Annotated in this window: 14 protein-coding genes and 1 tRNA gene; 6 read left to right on the forward strand and 9 right to left on the reverse strand. The window is 71.4% G+C overall.

Annotated elements, in window-relative coordinates; genetic code table 11:
• Entirely contained in the window at positions 1 to 297 is a 297-nt protein-coding gene (locus QF037_RS37095; protein ID WP_307032890.1) for a hypothetical protein, read from the forward strand.
• A gap of 862 nt (positions 298 to 1,159) precedes the next feature.
• Here the strand turns inward: QF037_RS37095 and QF037_RS37100 are convergent.
• Genes QF037_RS37100 through QF037_RS37115 form a run of 4 tightly spaced genes read right to left on the reverse strand, consistent with a single transcriptional unit; the run spans position 1,160 to position 4,928 of the window.
• Positions 1,160 to 2,188: an L-idonate 5-dehydrogenase gene (locus QF037_RS37100; RefSeq protein WP_307032892.1), complete on the reverse strand. Its 1,029-nt coding sequence runs from the start codon at positions 2,186 to 2,188 to the stop codon at positions 1,160 to 1,162.
• Positions 2,188 to 2,949, reverse strand: coding sequence for a glucose 1-dehydrogenase (locus QF037_RS37105; protein ID WP_267016329.1), 762 nt, complete (start codon positions 2,947 to 2,949; stop codon positions 2,188 to 2,190). Before QF037_RS37105 ends, QF037_RS37100 begins: the two co-directional genes overlap by 1 nt.
• A gap of 19 nt (positions 2,950 to 2,968) precedes the next feature.
• Positions 2,969 to 4,366 (reverse strand): GntP family permease, encoded by a 1,398-nt coding sequence (locus tag QF037_RS37110; protein ID WP_307032894.1) that lies wholly within the window; start codon positions 4,364 to 4,366, stop codon positions 2,969 to 2,971.
• A 55-nt stretch (positions 4,367 to 4,421) separates the two neighbouring features.
• The gene (locus QF037_RS37115; protein ID WP_307032896.1) at positions 4,422 to 4,928 is read right to left on the reverse strand and encodes a gluconokinase; all 507 of its coding nucleotides are present in this window, start codon (positions 4,926 to 4,928) and stop codon (positions 4,422 to 4,424) included.
• Between the two features lie 149 nt (positions 4,929 to 5,077).
• Between QF037_RS37115 and QF037_RS37120 the strand changes: the two genes are divergently transcribed.
• Positions 5,078 to 5,779, forward strand: a complete 702-nt coding sequence (locus tag QF037_RS37120) for a FadR/GntR family transcriptional regulator (RefSeq protein ID WP_307032898.1) — start codon at positions 5,078 to 5,080, stop codon at positions 5,777 to 5,779.
• Between the two features lie 12 nt (positions 5,780 to 5,791).
• Here the strand turns inward: QF037_RS37120 and QF037_RS37125 are convergent, their stop codons facing one another.
• The 4 genes from QF037_RS37125 to QF037_RS37140 all read right to left on the reverse strand — a co-directional run bounded on the left by QF037_RS37125 (position 5,792) and on the right by QF037_RS37140 (position 11,949).
• A complete protein-coding gene (locus QF037_RS37125; protein WP_307032900.1) occupies positions 5,792 to 6,166 on the reverse strand; it encodes a YchJ family protein in 375 nt (124 codons plus the stop codon).
• A gap of 19 nt (positions 6,167 to 6,185) precedes the next feature.
• On the reverse strand, positions 6,186 to 7,529 hold the full coding sequence (locus QF037_RS37130; protein ID WP_307037552.1) for a M1 family metallopeptidase: 1,344 nt from the start codon (positions 7,527 to 7,529) through the stop codon (positions 6,186 to 6,188).
• A 74-nt stretch (positions 7,530 to 7,603) separates the two neighbouring features.
• Entirely contained in the window at positions 7,604 to 11,455 is a 3,852-nt protein-coding gene (locus tag QF037_RS37135; protein ID WP_307032902.1) for a Pls/PosA family non-ribosomal peptide synthetase, read from the reverse strand.
• A gap of 406 nt (positions 11,456 to 11,861) precedes the next feature.
• A tRNA-Leu gene (locus tag QF037_RS37140) sits at positions 11,862 to 11,949 on the reverse strand.
• Between the two features lie 187 nt (positions 11,950 to 12,136).
• On the opposite strand from QF037_RS37140, the gene QF037_RS37145 reads away from it, so the two are divergent.
• The 3 genes from QF037_RS37145 to QF037_RS37155 all read left to right on the forward strand — a co-directional run bounded on the left by QF037_RS37145 (position 12,137) and on the right by QF037_RS37155 (position 14,795).
• Complete coding sequence (locus tag QF037_RS37145) at positions 12,137 to 13,462, forward strand: M20/M25/M40 family metallo-hydrolase (protein WP_307032904.1); 1,326 nt, start codon at positions 12,137 to 12,139, stop codon at positions 13,460 to 13,462.
• A gap of 162 nt (positions 13,463 to 13,624) precedes the next feature.
• On the forward strand, positions 13,625 to 13,858 hold the full coding sequence (gene chpH / locus QF037_RS37150) for a chaplin ChpH (protein WP_307032906.1): 234 nt from the start codon (positions 13,625 to 13,627) through the stop codon (positions 13,856 to 13,858).
• A 124-nt stretch (positions 13,859 to 13,982) separates the two neighbouring features.
• A complete protein-coding gene (locus QF037_RS37155) occupies positions 13,983 to 14,795 on the forward strand; it encodes a chaplin (RefSeq protein ID WP_307032908.1) in 813 nt (270 codons plus the stop codon).
• Between the two features lie 66 nt (positions 14,796 to 14,861).
• Here QF037_RS37155 and QF037_RS37160 read toward each other — a convergent pair whose 3' ends face one another.
• Positions 14,862 to 15,050 carry a DUF5703 family protein gene (locus QF037_RS37160; protein WP_005485166.1) on the reverse strand — a complete coding sequence of 63 codons (189 nt, stop codon included), beginning with the start codon at positions 15,048 to 15,050 and terminating at the stop codon, positions 14,862 to 14,864.
• 47 nt (positions 15,051 to 15,097) lie between these two features.
• Here QF037_RS37160 and QF037_RS37165 point away from each other — a divergent pair, with 47 nt between their 5' ends.
• Positions 15,098 to 15,802, forward strand: coding sequence for a hypothetical protein (locus QF037_RS37165; RefSeq protein ID WP_307032910.1), 705 nt, complete (start codon positions 15,098 to 15,100; stop codon positions 15,800 to 15,802).
• Positions 15,803 to 15,820 lie beyond the last annotated feature (18 nt).

Raw genomic sequence — 15,820 nt, forward strand, 5'->3', positions numbered from 1 at the left:
GTGGTGGGCGTCGCCGGCTCGGACACCGTGGGCGCGGGCGCCACGACGGTGAACGCGTCCCGCGCCCGCACCTCGACACCCGCGAACCGGACGGCCACGTCGACGGCCCTCGGCAGGCCCTCCACCACCGGCACCACCACGTTCAGCACCAGATGGTCACCCGCCTCGGAGGCGAGGACCGGCGGCCCGTCCAGCTCCCGGCCGTCGATGAACACCCGCCCGTCCCGCAGCAGTTCGGCATGGTCGAAGTACGTTCCGGCCAGCTCGATGCCGACGGTCTCCCCGGGCCGCGCCTGACCGTCGCCGCCCGAATCGACCCTGGCGATCGCGTACGCGCACGCGGGCGTCCCACCGGACGTGGCCTTGAGCCGCACGGTGGCGACGGGATGCCGCCGGTGGAAGTCGAGCAGCCCGCCCAGCACGGCGTACCCGGCCCGCCCCTTGCAGGTGCCAGACCTGCCCGCGAGCGCGGCGAAGTCCCGCGACGCCGTCTCCCAGCTGCCGCCCTTGCCCTGCACGGCGAGACAGGCGGAGGCGAGCCCGCGCAGCAACCGCCACGCGTCGTCCGCCGGCTTCCCGGGGATGACATCGAGGGCGGCCCGGCACTCGGTGGGGGCGCGGAGCCCGTCGTAGACGCTGGACGGGTCCGGTACGCCGTCGGCGTTCGGTGAACCCGGACCCGGCGGCAGCCAGACGGGGATGTCGAGGGGGCTCTCGCTCGTGGAGGGAGAAGGCGAGGGAGCGGGGGCGGGGGTGGGCGAGGCGTCCGGGCTCCGCAGCGGCCCGGGAGTCGCGGTGGGACTGTTCAGATGCCCGTCGGGCCTGGGCCGCGCCGGGACGACGGGGGAGGGGGAGCCGGTACGCCCCGCCGGCGCACGGCCCGAGGGACCGGCCGTGACGATCGTGCCCCCGCCGTCGCCTCTGTCCGGCGTGTCACTCCCGTCACCGGTGAAGGCCGCGGCAGCCACCGCCACCGTTCCGACGACGAGCAGCCCCGAGATACGCACCCCGAGGGAAACCGCCATGACGCCCCCCGACACGGTCGCCCCTGGGATGCCGTTCCCAGGGGCCTTCCATCATCGGGCCGACCGCGCCGACAGGGAAGCCGTATCAGGGCGAAGCCGAGTGCAGGATTGCAGGGCGCCGAGGAGCGACCGGGTCAGTCCGCGAAGTCCAGCAGCACCTTGCAGGACACGGTCCGGTCCGCGGCCAGCGCGAACGCCGACTCCGCTTCCCGGACCGGGACCACCGCGCTGACCAGCCCGTCGAACGACGGCTCGGCCGCGAGCAGTTCCAGCGCCGCGTCGAACTCCCCGTCGAAACGGAACGCCCCCCGCAGCTCGATCTCCCGGCTCACGACCAGATTCCCGGCGAACGGCGACTGCCCCGGCGGCAACATCCCGAGCTGGACGACCACACCCCCGCGCCGCACCAGCCGCAGACAGGTGTCCAGCCCGGCCGCGACCCCGGACGCCTCGACGGCCACGTCCACCTCGGACGGCCACCCGGCATCACCCGGATCGTCGGCCCGTACGACGGTGTCGGCGCCGGCGCTCTCCGCGTACCGCAGAGCCGCGGGCAGCAGGTCCGTCACCGTCACCCGGGCCGCACCGGCCGCCTTCGCCGCCGCGACCACCAGACAGCCGATGGGCCCGGCCCCGGTGACGAGCACATGCTTGCCCGCGACCTCCCCGGCCCGCCGCACCGCGTGCAACGCGACGGACAGGGGCTCGGCGAGAGCCGCCCGGCGAAGGTCCAGCCCGTCCGGGAGCGGCCTCAACTGCTCCGCGGGCACCACCACTTGGGCCGCGAACCCGCCCTGGACATGCGGAAAGCGGGCCGCGCTGCCGAGGTAGCGGGTGTCCCGGCAGACGTTGCGCCGACCGTCGGCGCACTCCGGGCACACCCCGCAGGGAGAGGCCGGGTGCACCGCAACAGCCGTACCGGAAAGGGGACCTGACGCTCCGGCACCGTACGAGAGAACCGTCCCGACCACCTCGTGCCCGAGCAGCATCGGCTCCCGCAGCCGGAAGTCCCCGACCCCGCCGTGCCGCCAGTAGTGCAGATCGGAGCCGCAGACCCCGCCGTAGCGGACCGCGACCAGGGCCTGCCCCGGACCGGGCGACGGCGACGCCAACTCCTCGACCCGCAGGTCGCCCTGACCATGGATCACACAACCGAGAGTCATCACAGCACGCTCGTCATTCCACCGTCGACGTACAGGATCTGCCCGCTGACGAAGTCCGCGGCGGGTGAGGCGAGGAAGAGCACCCCGCCCACCAGGTCCTGCGTACGGCCCCAGCGGCCGGCCGGGGTGCGGCGACGCACCCAGGAGCTGAACTCCTCGTCCTCGACGAGGGCTTGGGTCAGCTCGGTCTCGATGTAGCCGGGGCCGAGACCGTTGACCTGGACGCCCTGCGGGCCCCAGTCGGCGCACATGCCCTTGGTGAGCATCTTCAGCGCGCCCTTGGTGGCCGCGTAGGGCGCGATGCCGGGGCGGGCCACCTCGCTCTGCAGCGAGCAGATGTTGACGATCTTGCCGTGACCGCGTGCCGTCATCCGCCGGGCCGCTTCCCGGCCGACCAGGAACGCGCTGGTCAGGTTGGTGTCCAGGATGCGGTGCCAGTCGGAGTCGGTGAACTCCAGGAGCGGGGCGCGCAGTTGCATGCCCGCGTTGTTGACCAGGATGTCGAGCGGGCCGACCCGTTCCTCCACGTCCGCGATCCCCGCGGCCACCGAGGCGCCGTCGGTCACGTCGAACACGGCCGTGTGGACGCGGTCGCCGGGCAGTTCGGCGGCGGCCTTGGTGAGCCGCTCGCCGTCCCGCCCGTTGAGGACGACCGTGCAGCCGGCCTCCGCGAGACCCCGGGCCAGGGCGAGTCCGATGCCCCGGCTGGAGCCCGTGACCAGGGCGGTCCGGCCGCTGATGTCGAACAGAGGGTGACTCATCGTCGTACTCCCCGAATCCCTAGATGATCAACGAGAGCAGCAGGACGAGACCACCGGCGACCACGGAGATGATCGTCTCCATGACGGACCAGGTCTTGATGGTCTGGCCGACGGTCAGGCCGAAGTACTCCTTGACCAGCCAGAACCCGGCATCGTTGACATGGCTGAAGAAGAGCGAGCCGGCGCCGATGGCGAGGACCAGCAGGGCCGCGTGGGTCGTCGACATGTCGGCGGCCAGCGGAGCCACGAGCCCCGCGGCCGACACGGTCGCCACCGTCGCCGAACCCGTCGCGAGCCGGATGGCCACCGCGATCAGCCAGGCCAGCAGCAGCGCCGGGATCGACCAGTCCTCGGAGATGTCCAGGATCATGGCGCCCACGCCGGTGTCGATCAGCGTCTGCTTGAAGCCGCCGCCCGCGCCGACGATCAGGAGGATGCCGGCGATGGGCGCGAGGCCCTTCTCGACCAGCGGCGTGAGGCGCTCCTTGCCGAACCCGGCGGGCCGCAGCAGCGTGAAGATGCCGAGGAGTACGGAGGCGAGCAGGGCGATCAGCGGCGAACCGATGACGTCGAATATCCGCTGCGTGGTGTTCTCGGGGTCGTCGATGACGATGTCGACGAGCGCCTTGGAGAGCATCAGGATGACCGGCAGCAGGATGGTGATCAGCGTGGCGCCGAAGCCGGGACGCTTCTCCAGGTCCTCGGACGGGCGCTGCGGGATCATCTTGTCCGGCGCCGGGACGTCCACCCAGCGGGCCGCGTACCGGGAGAACAGCGGACCGGCGATGATCACCGTCGGGATCGCGACGAGCACACCGAGCGCCAGCGTGACACCCAGGTCGGCCCCGATCGCGTCGATCGCGACCAGCGGGCCGGGGTGCGGCGGGACCAGGCCGTGCATCACGGACAGACCCGCGAGGGCCGGGATGCCGATGCGCATCAGCGAGTAGTTGCCGCGCTTGGCGACCATCAGTACGACCGGGATCAGCAGCACGACGCCGACCTCGAAGAACAGCGGCAGACCGATCACGGAGGCGATGAGGACCATCGCCCACGGCATCGACCGGCCACCCGCCTTGGCGAGGATGGTGTCGACGATCTGGTCGGCGCCGCCGGAGTCGGCGAGCATCTTGCCGAGGATCGCGCCGAGCGCGATCAGCACGCCCACGCCGGCGACGGTGGTGCCGAGACCGCCGGTGAAGCTGGCGATGACCTTGTCGAGCGGCGCTCCGGCGAACGCGCCCAGCGCCAGCGACCCGATGGTCAGCGACAGGAACGCGTGGAGCTTGAACTTGGTGATGAGCAGGACGATGACGGCGATGCCCGCCAGGACTGCGATGCCCAGCTGAGCGTGACCGGCCGAGGTGATGGGCTCGACCGGGTCCGCTGCCAGCAACTCGACGCTGAGTCTGGTCACGGGGGTTCCCTTGCAGGTACGGGGATGATGGGGGAGGGGGTGCTTGCGCGGGGGGTTACGGGAGTTCGGTCAGCGCCTTCGCGGCCCGGCCGGTGATCTCCTCGGGGCTGCCGGTGACGTCCACCACGACTCCCGCCTCGTCCTCCTGGAGCGGCTGGAGGGTCGCGAACTGGGAGTCGAGCAGCGCGGTCGGCATGAAGTGCCCTTGCCGATGGGACATGCGGTCCTCGATGAGGGCGCGATCGCCCGCGAGGTGCACGAAGACGAGCCCGGGAGCGGCGGCGCGCAGCCGGTCGCGGTACGAGCGCTTCAGCGCCGAGCAGCTGACCACCCCGCCGAGTCCCGCCCGGCCGTCCGCCCAGTCGCCGATGGCGTCCAGCCAGGGCCACCGGTCCTCGTCGGTGAGCGGGGTGCCGGCCGACATCTTGGCGATGTTGGCCGGCGGGTGGAAGTCGTCGCCCTCGGCGTACGAGACGCCGAGACGGGCGGCGAGCAGCGGACCGATGGTGGTCTTGCCGGTGCCCGCGACGCCCATCACCACGACGACATGGGGGGTGTTCATCGCTGCCTCACTGTCTGCTGTCTTCATCGACACGTGGACGCCCTCGGGCGTCGACGCAAACTGAAACCCATTAGGTACGACAAATTCAAGAGCCTGTGATGAATAAGTCTGACTTTTTGAGTCCGTGACCTGCCGCGTACGCTGAGTGCATGAGCACATCGGGCCGGGGGCTGCACGGCCAAGTACTGGAATCCCTCGGCCCCGCGATCACCGCGGGTGAGTACCCGCCGGGCAGCGTTCTGCGCACGGACGAACTGGCCCAGCAGTTCGATGTGTCCCGCTCGGTTATGCGGGAGGCGGTCCGCGTCCTGGAGTCCATGCACCTGGTCGAGTCCCGCCGCCGCGTGGGCGTCACGGTCCGTCCGAAGGCGCAGTGGAACGTCTACGACCCACAGGTCATCCGCTGGCGCCTGGCCGGTGCCGACCGCCCCGGGCAGCTGCGGTCACTGACGGTCCTGCGCTCCGCGCTCGAACCGGTCGCGGCGGGCCTTGCGGCGAAGAACGCCACGGCGGAGCAGTGCGCCGAACTCACCGAGTGCGCGCTGGGCATGGTCGCCCACTCACGGGGCCACCAGCTGGAGGGCTATCTGATCCACGACGTGGCCTTCCACCGCGTGATCCTCAACGCCTCCGGCAACGAGATGTTCGCCCGCCTCGGGGACGTCGTCGCCGAGGTCCTCGCCGGCCGCACCCATCACGAGGTCATGTTCGAGGACCCCGACCCGGCCGCCGTCACCCTGCACGTCCAGGTCGCCGAGGCCGTCCGCGCGGGCGACGCGGTCCGCGCGGAGACCCTGACCCGGGAGATCACGGTGGGGGCACTGCAGGAGCTGGACATCCTGGCGCCGTGAGCCGTCGGCGGCTCAGTCCAGGAAGTCCCCGTCCACATACACCCAAGCCCCGTCCACCCGCTCGAACCGGCTCCGCTCATGCAGCGACCCGCCCCTGAACGACGCCCTGAACGTCACCGTCCCCACGGAATGGAACGCCGACCCGTCACCCGTGCCGAGGATCTCCAGACCGGTCCACCGCATGCCCGCGTCGAAGTCGAGGCTCGCGGGCCGGGTCCGCGGATGCCAGGTCCGCAGCAGATAGGCGGCGTCCTGCTGGACGAAGGCGCAGTATCGGGACCGCATGAGCGCCTCGGCGGTCGGCGCGGCGGCGGCGCCGGAGTGAAAGCGGCCGCAGCACTTGGCGTAGGGCTCGGGCAGGCCGCAGGGGCAGGAACGCGTGCTCATGGCCGTCATTCTCCCGGAACTAGCCGGCCGCCCGTGTCGCCGGCACAGGCACCGGCGGCAGCGCCGTCCCGTACACCCAAGCCTGGAACACCTCGTCCAGTGGCTCGGCCGAGAAGCGCGAGGCGTGCGCGGTGAACGTCGTCGTGGTCACGGCCCCGCTCCGGTGCAGCCCCGCCCACCCCCGCAGCATGCGGAAGAAGGCCACGTCGCCCATCGCGCACCGCACCGCGTGCACGGTCAGCCCGCCCCGTTCGTAGAGCCGGTCGTCGAACATCGACTTGCGGCCCGGATCGGCCAGCTTCAGATCCTGCGGGAGCCCCGACAGCAACCGATGCGCGGCGGCGGCGAGTTGCTGGGCCGTCCGCCCGCCCGACCGCTCCGACCACAGCCACTCGGCGTACTTCGCGAACCCCTCGTTCAGCCAGATGTGCCGCCAGTCCGCGATGGACACACTGTTGCCGAACCACTGGTGGGCCAGCTCGTGCGCGACCAGCCGCTCCGAACCCCGCCCCCCGTCCACATGGTTGGCGCCGAACAGCGACAACCCCTGTGCCTCGACGGGGACATCGAGCTCCTCCTCCGTCACCACGACCGCGTACTCGTCGAAGGGGTAGGGACCGAACAGCTCCTGGAACAGGTCCATCATCTGCGGCTGACGCGCGAAGTCCCTGGAGAACCGCGGGAGCAGATGCGACGGAATGTGCCCGTGCTGCGGCACCCCGCCCAGCCCCGGGTCGCCCAGCAGCACCGTCTGGTACTTGCCGATCGACAGCCCCACCAGATAGCTGGACGTCGGCGCCGACTGCTCGTACACCCAGGTCGTCGTGGAGGCCTTCGTGGTACGGGTCAGCAGCCGCCCGCCCGCCACCACCGAGTACGCCGACGGCGTCGTGATCGAGATCTGGTACGACGCCTTGTCCGCGGGCCGGTCGTTGCACGGGTACCAGGACGGCGCCCCGACCGGCTGGCTCGCCACCAGCGCCCCGTCCTCCAGCTCCTCCCAGCCCAGGCCGCCCCACGGGCTGTTCACCGGCTTGGGATTGCCCGCCCAGTGCACCTCGACCGTGAACGCGGCCCCGGGCCGGACCGGCTTCGCGGGCCGGATCCGCAGCTTGCCGCCGCGGTGCGTGTACTGCGGCTGCCGGCCGTCCACCCGCACCCGGCCGACCTTGAAGTCGGCCAGGTTCAGGAAGAACTCGCCCAGCGGCGACCGTCCCGCTATGGCGTTGATCCGGGCCGTGCCCGACAGCCGGTTCGGGCCCGGGCGGTAGTCCAGCGCGAGTTCGTACCGGTGCACCCGGTACCGCGCGTCACCGTTCTCCGGGAAATACGGGTCCGCACCCGCCGCCTGCTGAACCGCCACCGCTGTGTCTGCTCCCTGTGCCATGCCGCCACTCCGCTCGGGTGCACCGCCCTCCCGTGCCGAGTGGCCGGCGTTCAGGGACGCCATGCCTCGATCGGGTTGCCGAGCCAACGGGTGTCGTCGGGGACGGACTCCGCTGCCATGACGAGCGACGCGGGACCCAAGGTCGTCCGGGCCCCGATCGTGCTGCCGGGCAGCACGATCCCGCCAGGACCCAGCGTCGCGCCCTCACGGAGGACCACAGTATCCGTCCGCAAGATCCGGTCGTGGAAGAGGTGCGTCTGGAGCACACAGCCCCGGTTCACCGTCGCCCCGTCCTCCAGGGTCACCAGATCCGTCTCCGGCAGCCAGTAGCTCTCCACCCAGACGCCCCTGCCGATGCGCGCACCGAGCCCCCGCAGCCACGCCGTCATCAGCGGCGTACCGGGCACGGAACCCGCCAGCCACGGCACCGCCACGACCTCGACGAACGTGTCCGCGAGCTCATTGCGCCACACGAAGCCGCTCCACAGCGGATGCTCCCCACTGCGGTGCCGCCCCACGAGCAGCCACTTCGCGACCACGGACACCAGCCCCGCCACGGCACCCGCCGCGAGCAGCACCAGGCCCGCCAGCGCCCACGCCCACACACCCAGCGCACACAGCGCCGCCACCGTCAGCACCCCGATCGCCGCCGAGCAGAACACCGGCACGATCCGGCACAGCTCGACCAGACCGCGCGCCCACAGCAGCCGCGCAGGCGGGTCGTACGTCCGGCTCTGGTCCCCGCCGGCGGCGGCCCGCGGCAGCTTCACCGGCGGCAGCCCCAGATACGAGCTGCCCTTCTTCGCCTTCTTCGGCGTCGCCGACAGCACCCCGACGAGCCCGCCGTCCGGCACGGACCGCCCCGGCGCGGTCATCCCCGAGTTCCCGAGGAAGGCCCGCCGCCCGATCTCCGCCCGCCCGATCCGCATCCAGCCGCCACCGAGCTCGTACGGCGCGGTCAGCGTGTCGTCGGCCAGGAACGCGCCCTCGCCGACCGTGGTCAGGCTCGGCAGGGCGAGCACGGTCGACACCTCGGCACCCCGCCCGATCCGCATCCCGAGCAGCCGCAGCCACACCGGCGTGACCAGCCCGGCGTACAGCGGGAAGAGGGTCTCGCGCGAGCGGTCCATCAGCTGCGTGACGGTCCACGCCTGCCACCCGATCCGGCTGTGGGTCGGATGCGTGCCCTCCCGCAGCCGCAGGCTGAGCAGTCGTACGGCGACCAGGATCAGCAGCGCGTACGCCAGCCCGAAGGCGAGCGTCGCCGGTACGAGCGCCGCGGCGGCGCCCGTCAGAGGCGCGTCCGGCGTGAAGACCGCGCGACCGACCAGGAACGCGACCACCCCGGCCAGCACCGGAAGCGCGGTGAGCGCGAAGCCCGTCACGCCGTACATCACCCGCCAGTACGTGCCCTTGCGCGGCCGCTCCTTGGGCCAGTTCCGCTTGGCCTTGCCCAGCTTGACCGCGGGCGCGCCCGCCCAGCGCTGACCGGTGGGGACCTGCCCGGTGACCGCCGAACCCGGCGCCACCTCGGCCCGCTTGCCGACCCGCGCGCCCGGGAAGAGGATGCTGCGCGTCCCGACGACCGCGTGCGCGCCCACCCTGACCGGGCCGATCTCCAGCCGGTCGCCGTCCAGCCACCACCCGGACAGGTCCACCTCGGACTCGACGGCCGCACCCCGGCCCAGCTTGAGCATGCCGGTCACCGGCGGCAGCGAGTGCAGGTCGGCATCAGGGCCGATCTTGGCGCCCAGCGCCCGCGCGTACCGCTCCAGCCACGACCCGGTCAGCGAGGTCGCCCCGCTGAACTCCGCCAGCCGCTCGGCCGCCCACAGCCGCAGATGCACACCGCCACCGCGTGCGTACCGTCCCGGCCGCACACCCCGCAGCAGCAGCCGCGCCCCGCCCGCGGCGATCGCGAGCCGGCCGGGCGGGCTGAACAGCACCAGCGCCGCCGCCCCGACCAGCCACCAGGAGGCGGTCGGCAGCCACGCGTAGGACACCACGTTGCCCAGCGCGGCCAGGACCACGGTCCAGCGCAGCCCGAGCAGGGTGAACAGGGGGACCATGGCGAGGAGTTGGATCACCTGGGCGCGCACCGGGACCGGGGCGACGATCCGCGCGGCCCCGTCGTCCTGCGCCGACTTCTCCAGGTGCCGCGCCAGCTTTCGCAGCACGGGCTGCTGGTAGATGTCGAGGACGGCCGCGCTCGGATAGCGGGTGCGCAGCCGGGTGGTGAGCTGGGCCGCGGCGAGACTGCTGCCGCCGATCGCGAAGAAGTCATCACGCGCACTCGACACGGGGATGCCGAGCACCTCGCTCCACTGCTCGGCGAGCCACGCCTCGGTGCCGTAGAGCTGCTCGGCGGGACCACTGGTCCCGAGGTTCTCCAGCGGCCACGGCAGGGCGGCACGGTCCACCTTGCCCGACGTCCGGGTCGGCAGCTCGTCGACCGGCGCCAGCAACGGCACCAGGGCCGCGGGCAGTTCGGCCCGCAGCTTCTCGACGGCCGTCGCCTGGTCCCAGCCGTCCTGCGTGACGACGTAGCCGACGAGGAGTTGGTTGCCGCTGCGGGCGGTGCGCACGGCGGCGGCCGCTCCCGCGACTCCCGGCAACGCCTGGAGAGCGGCGTCGACCTCGCCGAGCTCGATACGACGCCCACCGAGCTTGATCTGCTCGTCGGCCCGCCCGAGGAAGACCAGCCCCTCCGGCTCCGCCTTGACGAGGTCACCGCTGCGGTACGCCCGTTCCCAGCCCAGCGACTCCAGCGGCGCGTACTTCTCCGCGTCCTTCTCGGCGTCCAGGTACCGGGCGAGCCCGACGCCGCCGATCACCAACTGCCCAGTGGCGCCCATCGGTACCGGCGCCCCGGCCTCGTCGACGACGGCCAGCTCCCAGCCGTCCAGCGGCAGCCCGATCCGGATCGGCTCCTCGCCGCTCATCAGCGAGGCACAGGCCACGACGGTCGCCTCGGTCGGCCCGTACGTGTTCCAGACCTCGCGCCCCTCGGTCACCAGCCGCTGCACCAGCTCGGGCGGGCAGGCCTCACCGCCGAAGATGAGCAGCCGCACGTCGTTGAGGGTCTCCGGCTCCCAGAGCGCCGCGAGCGTCGGCACCGTCGACACGACGGTGATCTCCTGCTCCACCAGCCAGGGCCCGAGATCGGCGCCGCTCCTGACCTGCGCACGCGGCACCGGCACCAGACAGGCCCCGTACCGCCACGCCAGCCACATCTCCTCGCAGGACGCGTCGAAGGCGACCGACAGTCCCGCCATGACCCTGTCAGCCGGACCGATGGGGTCGTCCGTGAGGAAGAGCGCGGCCTCGGCGTCCACGAACGCGGCGGCACTGCGGTGGCTCACGGCGACGCCCTTGGGCTTCCCGGTCGATCCGGAGGTGAAGATGATCCACGCGTCGTGCTCGACGCCGGGACGCGCGGTGGCAACCTCGCTGCGTCCCGTGACGGTCAGTTCGTGACCGGCCCCGACGACGGCCCGTACGCCCGCCTCCCCGAACACCAACTCGGCCCGCTCGTCCGGGTCCTCGGCATCCACCGGGACGTAGGCGGCACCGGCGGCGAGCACGGCGAGAATCGCGATGTAGAGGTCGTTGGTCCCGGACGGAACGCGGACGCCCACCCGGTCGCCGAGCCCGACCCCGGCGTCCGCGAGCCGGCGGCGCAGCCGCTCGACCTCCACGGCGAGCGCACGGTAGGTCAGACAGGTCGTACCGTCGTCCAGCGCGGGCTCGTCCGGGTAGGACCGCACGGATGCGTCGAAGACGTCGACGAGGGTGCGCGGAGAGGCCGCGGGGCCCCCGGAGAAACGTGCCGTATCGCCGAACCGCTCGCGGATCTCGTCCTCGAGCAGGCCGAGAGCACTGCTCTCGTGTGTGGCTGCCATCGGTCCTCGCGTCTCGATCCCGGAAGCCCCGGGGCGCTGGCGGGCCCGCAGGTCTGCCTGGGGTTGTCCGGGTCCAGCTCCGTAACAAGCCGGAAATTTTAGTACGACGCTAGGTCCGTGCCCGGGGAACGGCCACCGCAGAGGGCCCGTCCGGGTGGGTACTTGATCGGGCCGCACTCAGTCTGACCTGCGGGTTCGCGCTTCGGACGAGACATGCCCCACATCGCCCAAGAGCTCCGAGAACAGGCCGAGTTGGTGCTTTTGTTGCCTGGCGTACGCCTCGAATTCATTGGTTCGTAGGGTGCCGTTCACGCCGGCGATTGCGCGGGTGGTCCGCTGCGGGCTGCTCGGGATGTCGTGCCGCAGCCGGAAAAGCAAAAAACCCCTGATCAACAGGGGTTTTAGCTGGTGTCCGAGGGGGGACTTGAACCCCCACGCCCGATAAAGGGCACTAGCACCTCAAGCTAGCGCGTCTGCCATTCCGCCACCCGGACAAGGTGTCTGTCGCGCGGGGTTCCCCTCGCGGCGACAGAGGAAACATTACCAGGCTTTCGAGGTGCCCCGATCACCCCCTCGTCCCGGCGTGAACGGCGTGTGACGGGCCGGGTCCGCTCTTGGGTGCGGCCGGTCGGAGGGGGAGGATGAGGGGAACCACCAGCAGTGACAGCGGGAGGAACCACCGTGAGCGGGACGGACACGACCAGGCACGTCACCGGCGAGGACGAGGTCGTGGACCTCTGCCGTGAGCTGATCCAGATCGACACCAGCAACTACGGCGACCACTCGGGCCCGGGCGAGCGCAAGGCGGCCGAGTACGTCGCCGAGAAGCTCGCGGAGGTGGGCCTCGACCCGCAGATCTTCGAGTCGCACCAGGGACGCGCCTCCACGGTCGCCCGCATCGAGGGCGAGGACCCCTCCAAGCCGGCGCTGCTCATCCACGGGCACACCGACGTCGTACCGGCCAACGCGGCGGACTGGACCCACCACCCCTTCTCCGGCGAGATCGTCGACGGATGCGTGTGGGGACGAGGTGCCGTCGACATGAAGGACATGGACGCGATGACCCTCGCGGTCGTCCGCGACCGGCTGCGCAGCGGCCGCAAGCCCCCGCGTGACATCGTCCTCGCCTTCCTCGCCGACGAGGAGGCCGGCGGCACGTACGGCGCCCGGTACCTCGTCGACAAGCACCCCGATCTCTTCGAGGGCGTCACCGAGGCGATCGGCGAGGTCGGCGGGTTCTCCTTCACCGTCAACGAGAACCTGCGGCTCTACCTGGTCGAGACCGCCCAGAAGGGCATGCACTGGATGCGGCTCACCGTGGACGGCACGGCCGGACACGGGTCGATGACCAACAACGACAACGCGATCACGGAGCTGTGCGAGGCCGTCGGCCGGCTCGGGCGGCACACGTGGCCGGTGCGGGTCACCAAGACCGTGCGGTCCTTCCTCGACGAGCTCTCCGACGCGCTCGGCACCGAGCTCGACCCCGAGAACATGGACGAGACCCTCGCCAAGCTCGGCGGCATCGCCAAGATGGTCGGCGCCACGCTGCGGAACTCGGCGGCGCCCACCATGCTCGGCGCCGGCTACAAGGTCAACGTCATCCCCGGCCAGGCCACCGCCCACGTCGACGGGCGCTTCCTGCCCGGCTACGAGGAGGAGTTCCTCGCCGACCTCGACCGCATCCTCGGTCCGCGCGTGCGCCGCGAGGACGTGCACGGCGACAAGGCCCTGGAGACCGACTTCGACGGCAGGCTCGTCGACGCCATGCAGGTCGCCCTGAGCGCCGAGGACCCGATCGCCCGCGCCGTGCCCTACATGCTCTCCGGCGGCACCGACGCCAAGTCCTTCGACGACCTCGGCATCCGTTGCTTCGGCTTCGCGCCGCTCCAGCTGCCGCCGGAGCTCGACTTCGCCGGGATGTTCCACGGCATCGACGAGCGTGTGCCCGTGGAGGGGCTCAAGTTCGGTGTGCGGGTGCTCGACCGGTTCATCGACGCGTCCTGACGGCGTAGGCCGAGAATTGACGTCACTATTCGACAGCCCGTGCGGAAACGAATGAGAAGGGTGAATGCACTCATAGGCTCGTAGCTTCATTACTCCGTCCTCGTTACAGGTGATGCGATCGGCAAATAAACACGAGATCGCTTTTGCCAACAAGGAGGAATAATGATCAAGAAGGTCGTCGCCGCTGCGGCTGCCACTGGTGGCCTGGTTCTCGCGGGTGCGGGCCTGGCCGTCGCCGACGCGGGTGCCCAGGGTGCCGCGGTGCACTCCCCGGGTGTCCTGTCCGGCAACGTCGTTCAGGCGCCCGTCCACGTCCCGGTGAACGTGTGCGGCAACACGATCTCCGTGATCGGTCTGCTGAACCCCGCCTTCGGCAACACCTGCATCAACAAGTGACATCGATCCGCTGAGGGTCGTTTGACACCCGCCGGCCTCGGAGCGCGCGCCATGCGCCCCGGGGCCGACCGGTCTATTCACGAGGATTGCAGGTCGGAATCGAAAAGGCAGGGAGAATTCAGGAATGCGACAGGTCACCCGCAAAGGCCTGATGACCGTGGCGGCCGCGACCGGCGTGATCGCCGCCGCGGGCGGTGCCGCCCACGCCGACTCGGCCGCGAACGGATCGAGCTCGAACTCGCCCGGCGTGCTGTCGGGCAACACGGTGCAGGCGCCGGTGCACGCGCCGGTGAACGTCTGCGGCAACACCGTCGACGTGGTCGGGGTGCTCAACCCGGCCATGGGCAACAAGTGCGCCAACACCAGCGGATCGTCCGGCGGGTACGGCGACGACGGTGGGTACGGCGGTGGCTCCGGCGGCAGCGGTTCGTCGTCCGACGGTCACGCGAGCGGCTCGCCGGGCGTCGGCTCCGGCAACCACGTCGAGGCCCCGGTGGACGTCCCGGTGAACGTCTGCGGCAACAGCGTCGACATCATCGGGATCGGCAACCCCGCCACGGGCAACGACTGCGCGAACGACGGCTCCGGGGGCGGGCACCCCGGCACACCTCCGGGCGGTGGCCAGACGCCCCCCGGCGGCCCGGACCAGCCCGGCAACCCCGGGCAGCCGAACAACCCGGGCAACCCCGTGGAGCCGGGCACCCCCGGATCCCCGGGCACCCCCGGATCCCCGGGCACACCGCCGTCCTCGGGCGGGGAGACGCCGGGCTCGCCGGGCGGCAACCACCCCGGTACGCAGACGGTCGCCCAGCCGCACGGTGAGGCCCAGCTCGCCCACACGGGCAGCGACCTCCCGCTGGGGCTCACCCTGCCGGTCGGGGCGGGCGCGCTGCTGGCGGGCGCGGTGCTCTACCGCAAGGCACGGGCAGCCGCGTAGCGGACACGGCGCATGACGGAGCGGGCCCCGCATCGGCGGGGCCCGCTCCGTTTTCGTCGCGTCATCTCACCAGGTGGCACGAACCTGGCGGATGATCCTGCGGCGCAGCCGCACCCTGCGGCTTCCGTCACGCAGCAGGCTCAGGCGGTCCAACTCCCAGTGTCCGTACTCGGCATGGTCCGTCAGCAGTCGGGTGGCGTCCTTGCGGGAGACCCCGCGCGGTACGTACACGTCGACAAATTCGTATTCCGGCATCGCATCTATTGTGCGGTCTGGGGCCCGGTACGGATAGCGTCTGCACTATGTCTGATGCTGTGCAGCCCACCGCTGCCGAGGTACGTGCCGCCGCCGAGGCGGTCAAGACCGCGCTCGACCGCCACCTGGCCGCGGTCGAACGCCGGTCGGGGGAGGACGACCCGGCCGTGTACGAGGCGTTCAACGAGCTCGCCGCGGCCGCCGAGACGTACGACGAGCTGCTCTACGACCGCTACGACGAGGTCACCCCCTTCGAGATCCCCGGCACCGAGGACGCGCTTCCGCCGTACACCGGCCCCGAGGAGCCGCATGCGGTGAGCGTGCTGATCCGCCGTGACTACGCGGTGGCGGAGCCGCAGCGGCTGCTCGCGCAGGCGCAGCGGATCGAGGCGGCGGACTACGAGGACGGTGCGGAGACCTCCGGCACGGTGCACGGAGCGTTGGGCATCCTGTTCGGAGAGTTCGAACCGGACGAGATCGCCTCCCGGCACAAGGAGTTCGGCCTGGAGGAGGGCGACTCCACGCTGTGGGTGACCGCGGCGGACGAGCAGGCGGATCCCGGTGAGTGGCTGGCGGGGCCGTTCGAGCAGATCGACGCGCAGCGGGTGGTGTGCCGGTTCGACGTCAGCGCGGTGTTCGACGACGAGATCGATGACGGCGAGATCGATGACGCCATCGATGACGGCGAGGACGAGCTGGACGATCTCGACGCGGAGCTGGACGAGGACGAGGATCTGGAGCGCCACGCGTAACGCTGCGCCGGGCTTGGG

The sequence above is a fragment of the Streptomyces canus genome (genome assembly GCF_030815415.1).
GTDB classification, from domain to species: Bacteria; Actinomycetota; Actinomycetes; order Streptomycetales; family Streptomycetaceae; genus Streptomyces; species Streptomyces canus_F.

Excerpts from the sequence above, each read along its gene's own strand:
- QF037_RS37135 (WP_307032902.1), bottom strand. The coding sequence starts at position 11,455 with ATGGCAGCCACACACGAGAGCAGTGCTCTCGGCCTGCTCGAGGACGAG.
- QF037_RS37165 (WP_307032910.1), top strand. The coding sequence starts at position 15,098 with ATGTCTGATGCTGTGCAGCCCACCGCTGCCGAGGTACGTGCCGCCGCC.
- QF037_RS37100 (WP_307032892.1), bottom strand. The coding sequence starts at position 2,188 with ATGACTCTCGGTTGTGTGATCCATGGTCAGGGCGACCTGCGGGTCGAG.
- QF037_RS37125 (WP_307032900.1), bottom strand. The coding sequence starts at position 6,166 with ATGAGCACGCGTTCCTGCCCCTGCGGCCTGCCCGAGCCCTACGCCAAG.
- QF037_RS37160 (WP_005485166.1), bottom strand. The coding sequence starts at position 15,050 with ATGCCGGAATACGAATTTGTCGACGTGTACGTACCGCGCGGGGTCTCC.
- chpH (WP_307032906.1), top strand. The coding sequence starts at position 13,625 with ATGATCAAGAAGGTCGTCGCCGCTGCGGCTGCCACTGGTGGCCTGGTT.
- QF037_RS37155 (WP_307032908.1), top strand. The coding sequence starts at position 13,983 with ATGCGACAGGTCACCCGCAAAGGCCTGATGACCGTGGCGGCCGCGACC.
- QF037_RS37115 (WP_307032896.1), bottom strand. The coding sequence starts at position 4,928 with ATGAACACCCCCCATGTCGTCGTGGTGATGGGCGTCGCGGGCACCGGC.
- QF037_RS37120 (WP_307032898.1), top strand. The coding sequence starts at position 5,078 with ATGAGCACATCGGGCCGGGGGCTGCACGGCCAAGTACTGGAATCCCTC.
- QF037_RS37105 (WP_267016329.1), bottom strand. The coding sequence starts at position 2,949 with ATGAGTCACCCTCTGTTCGACATCAGCGGCCGGACCGCCCTGGTCACG.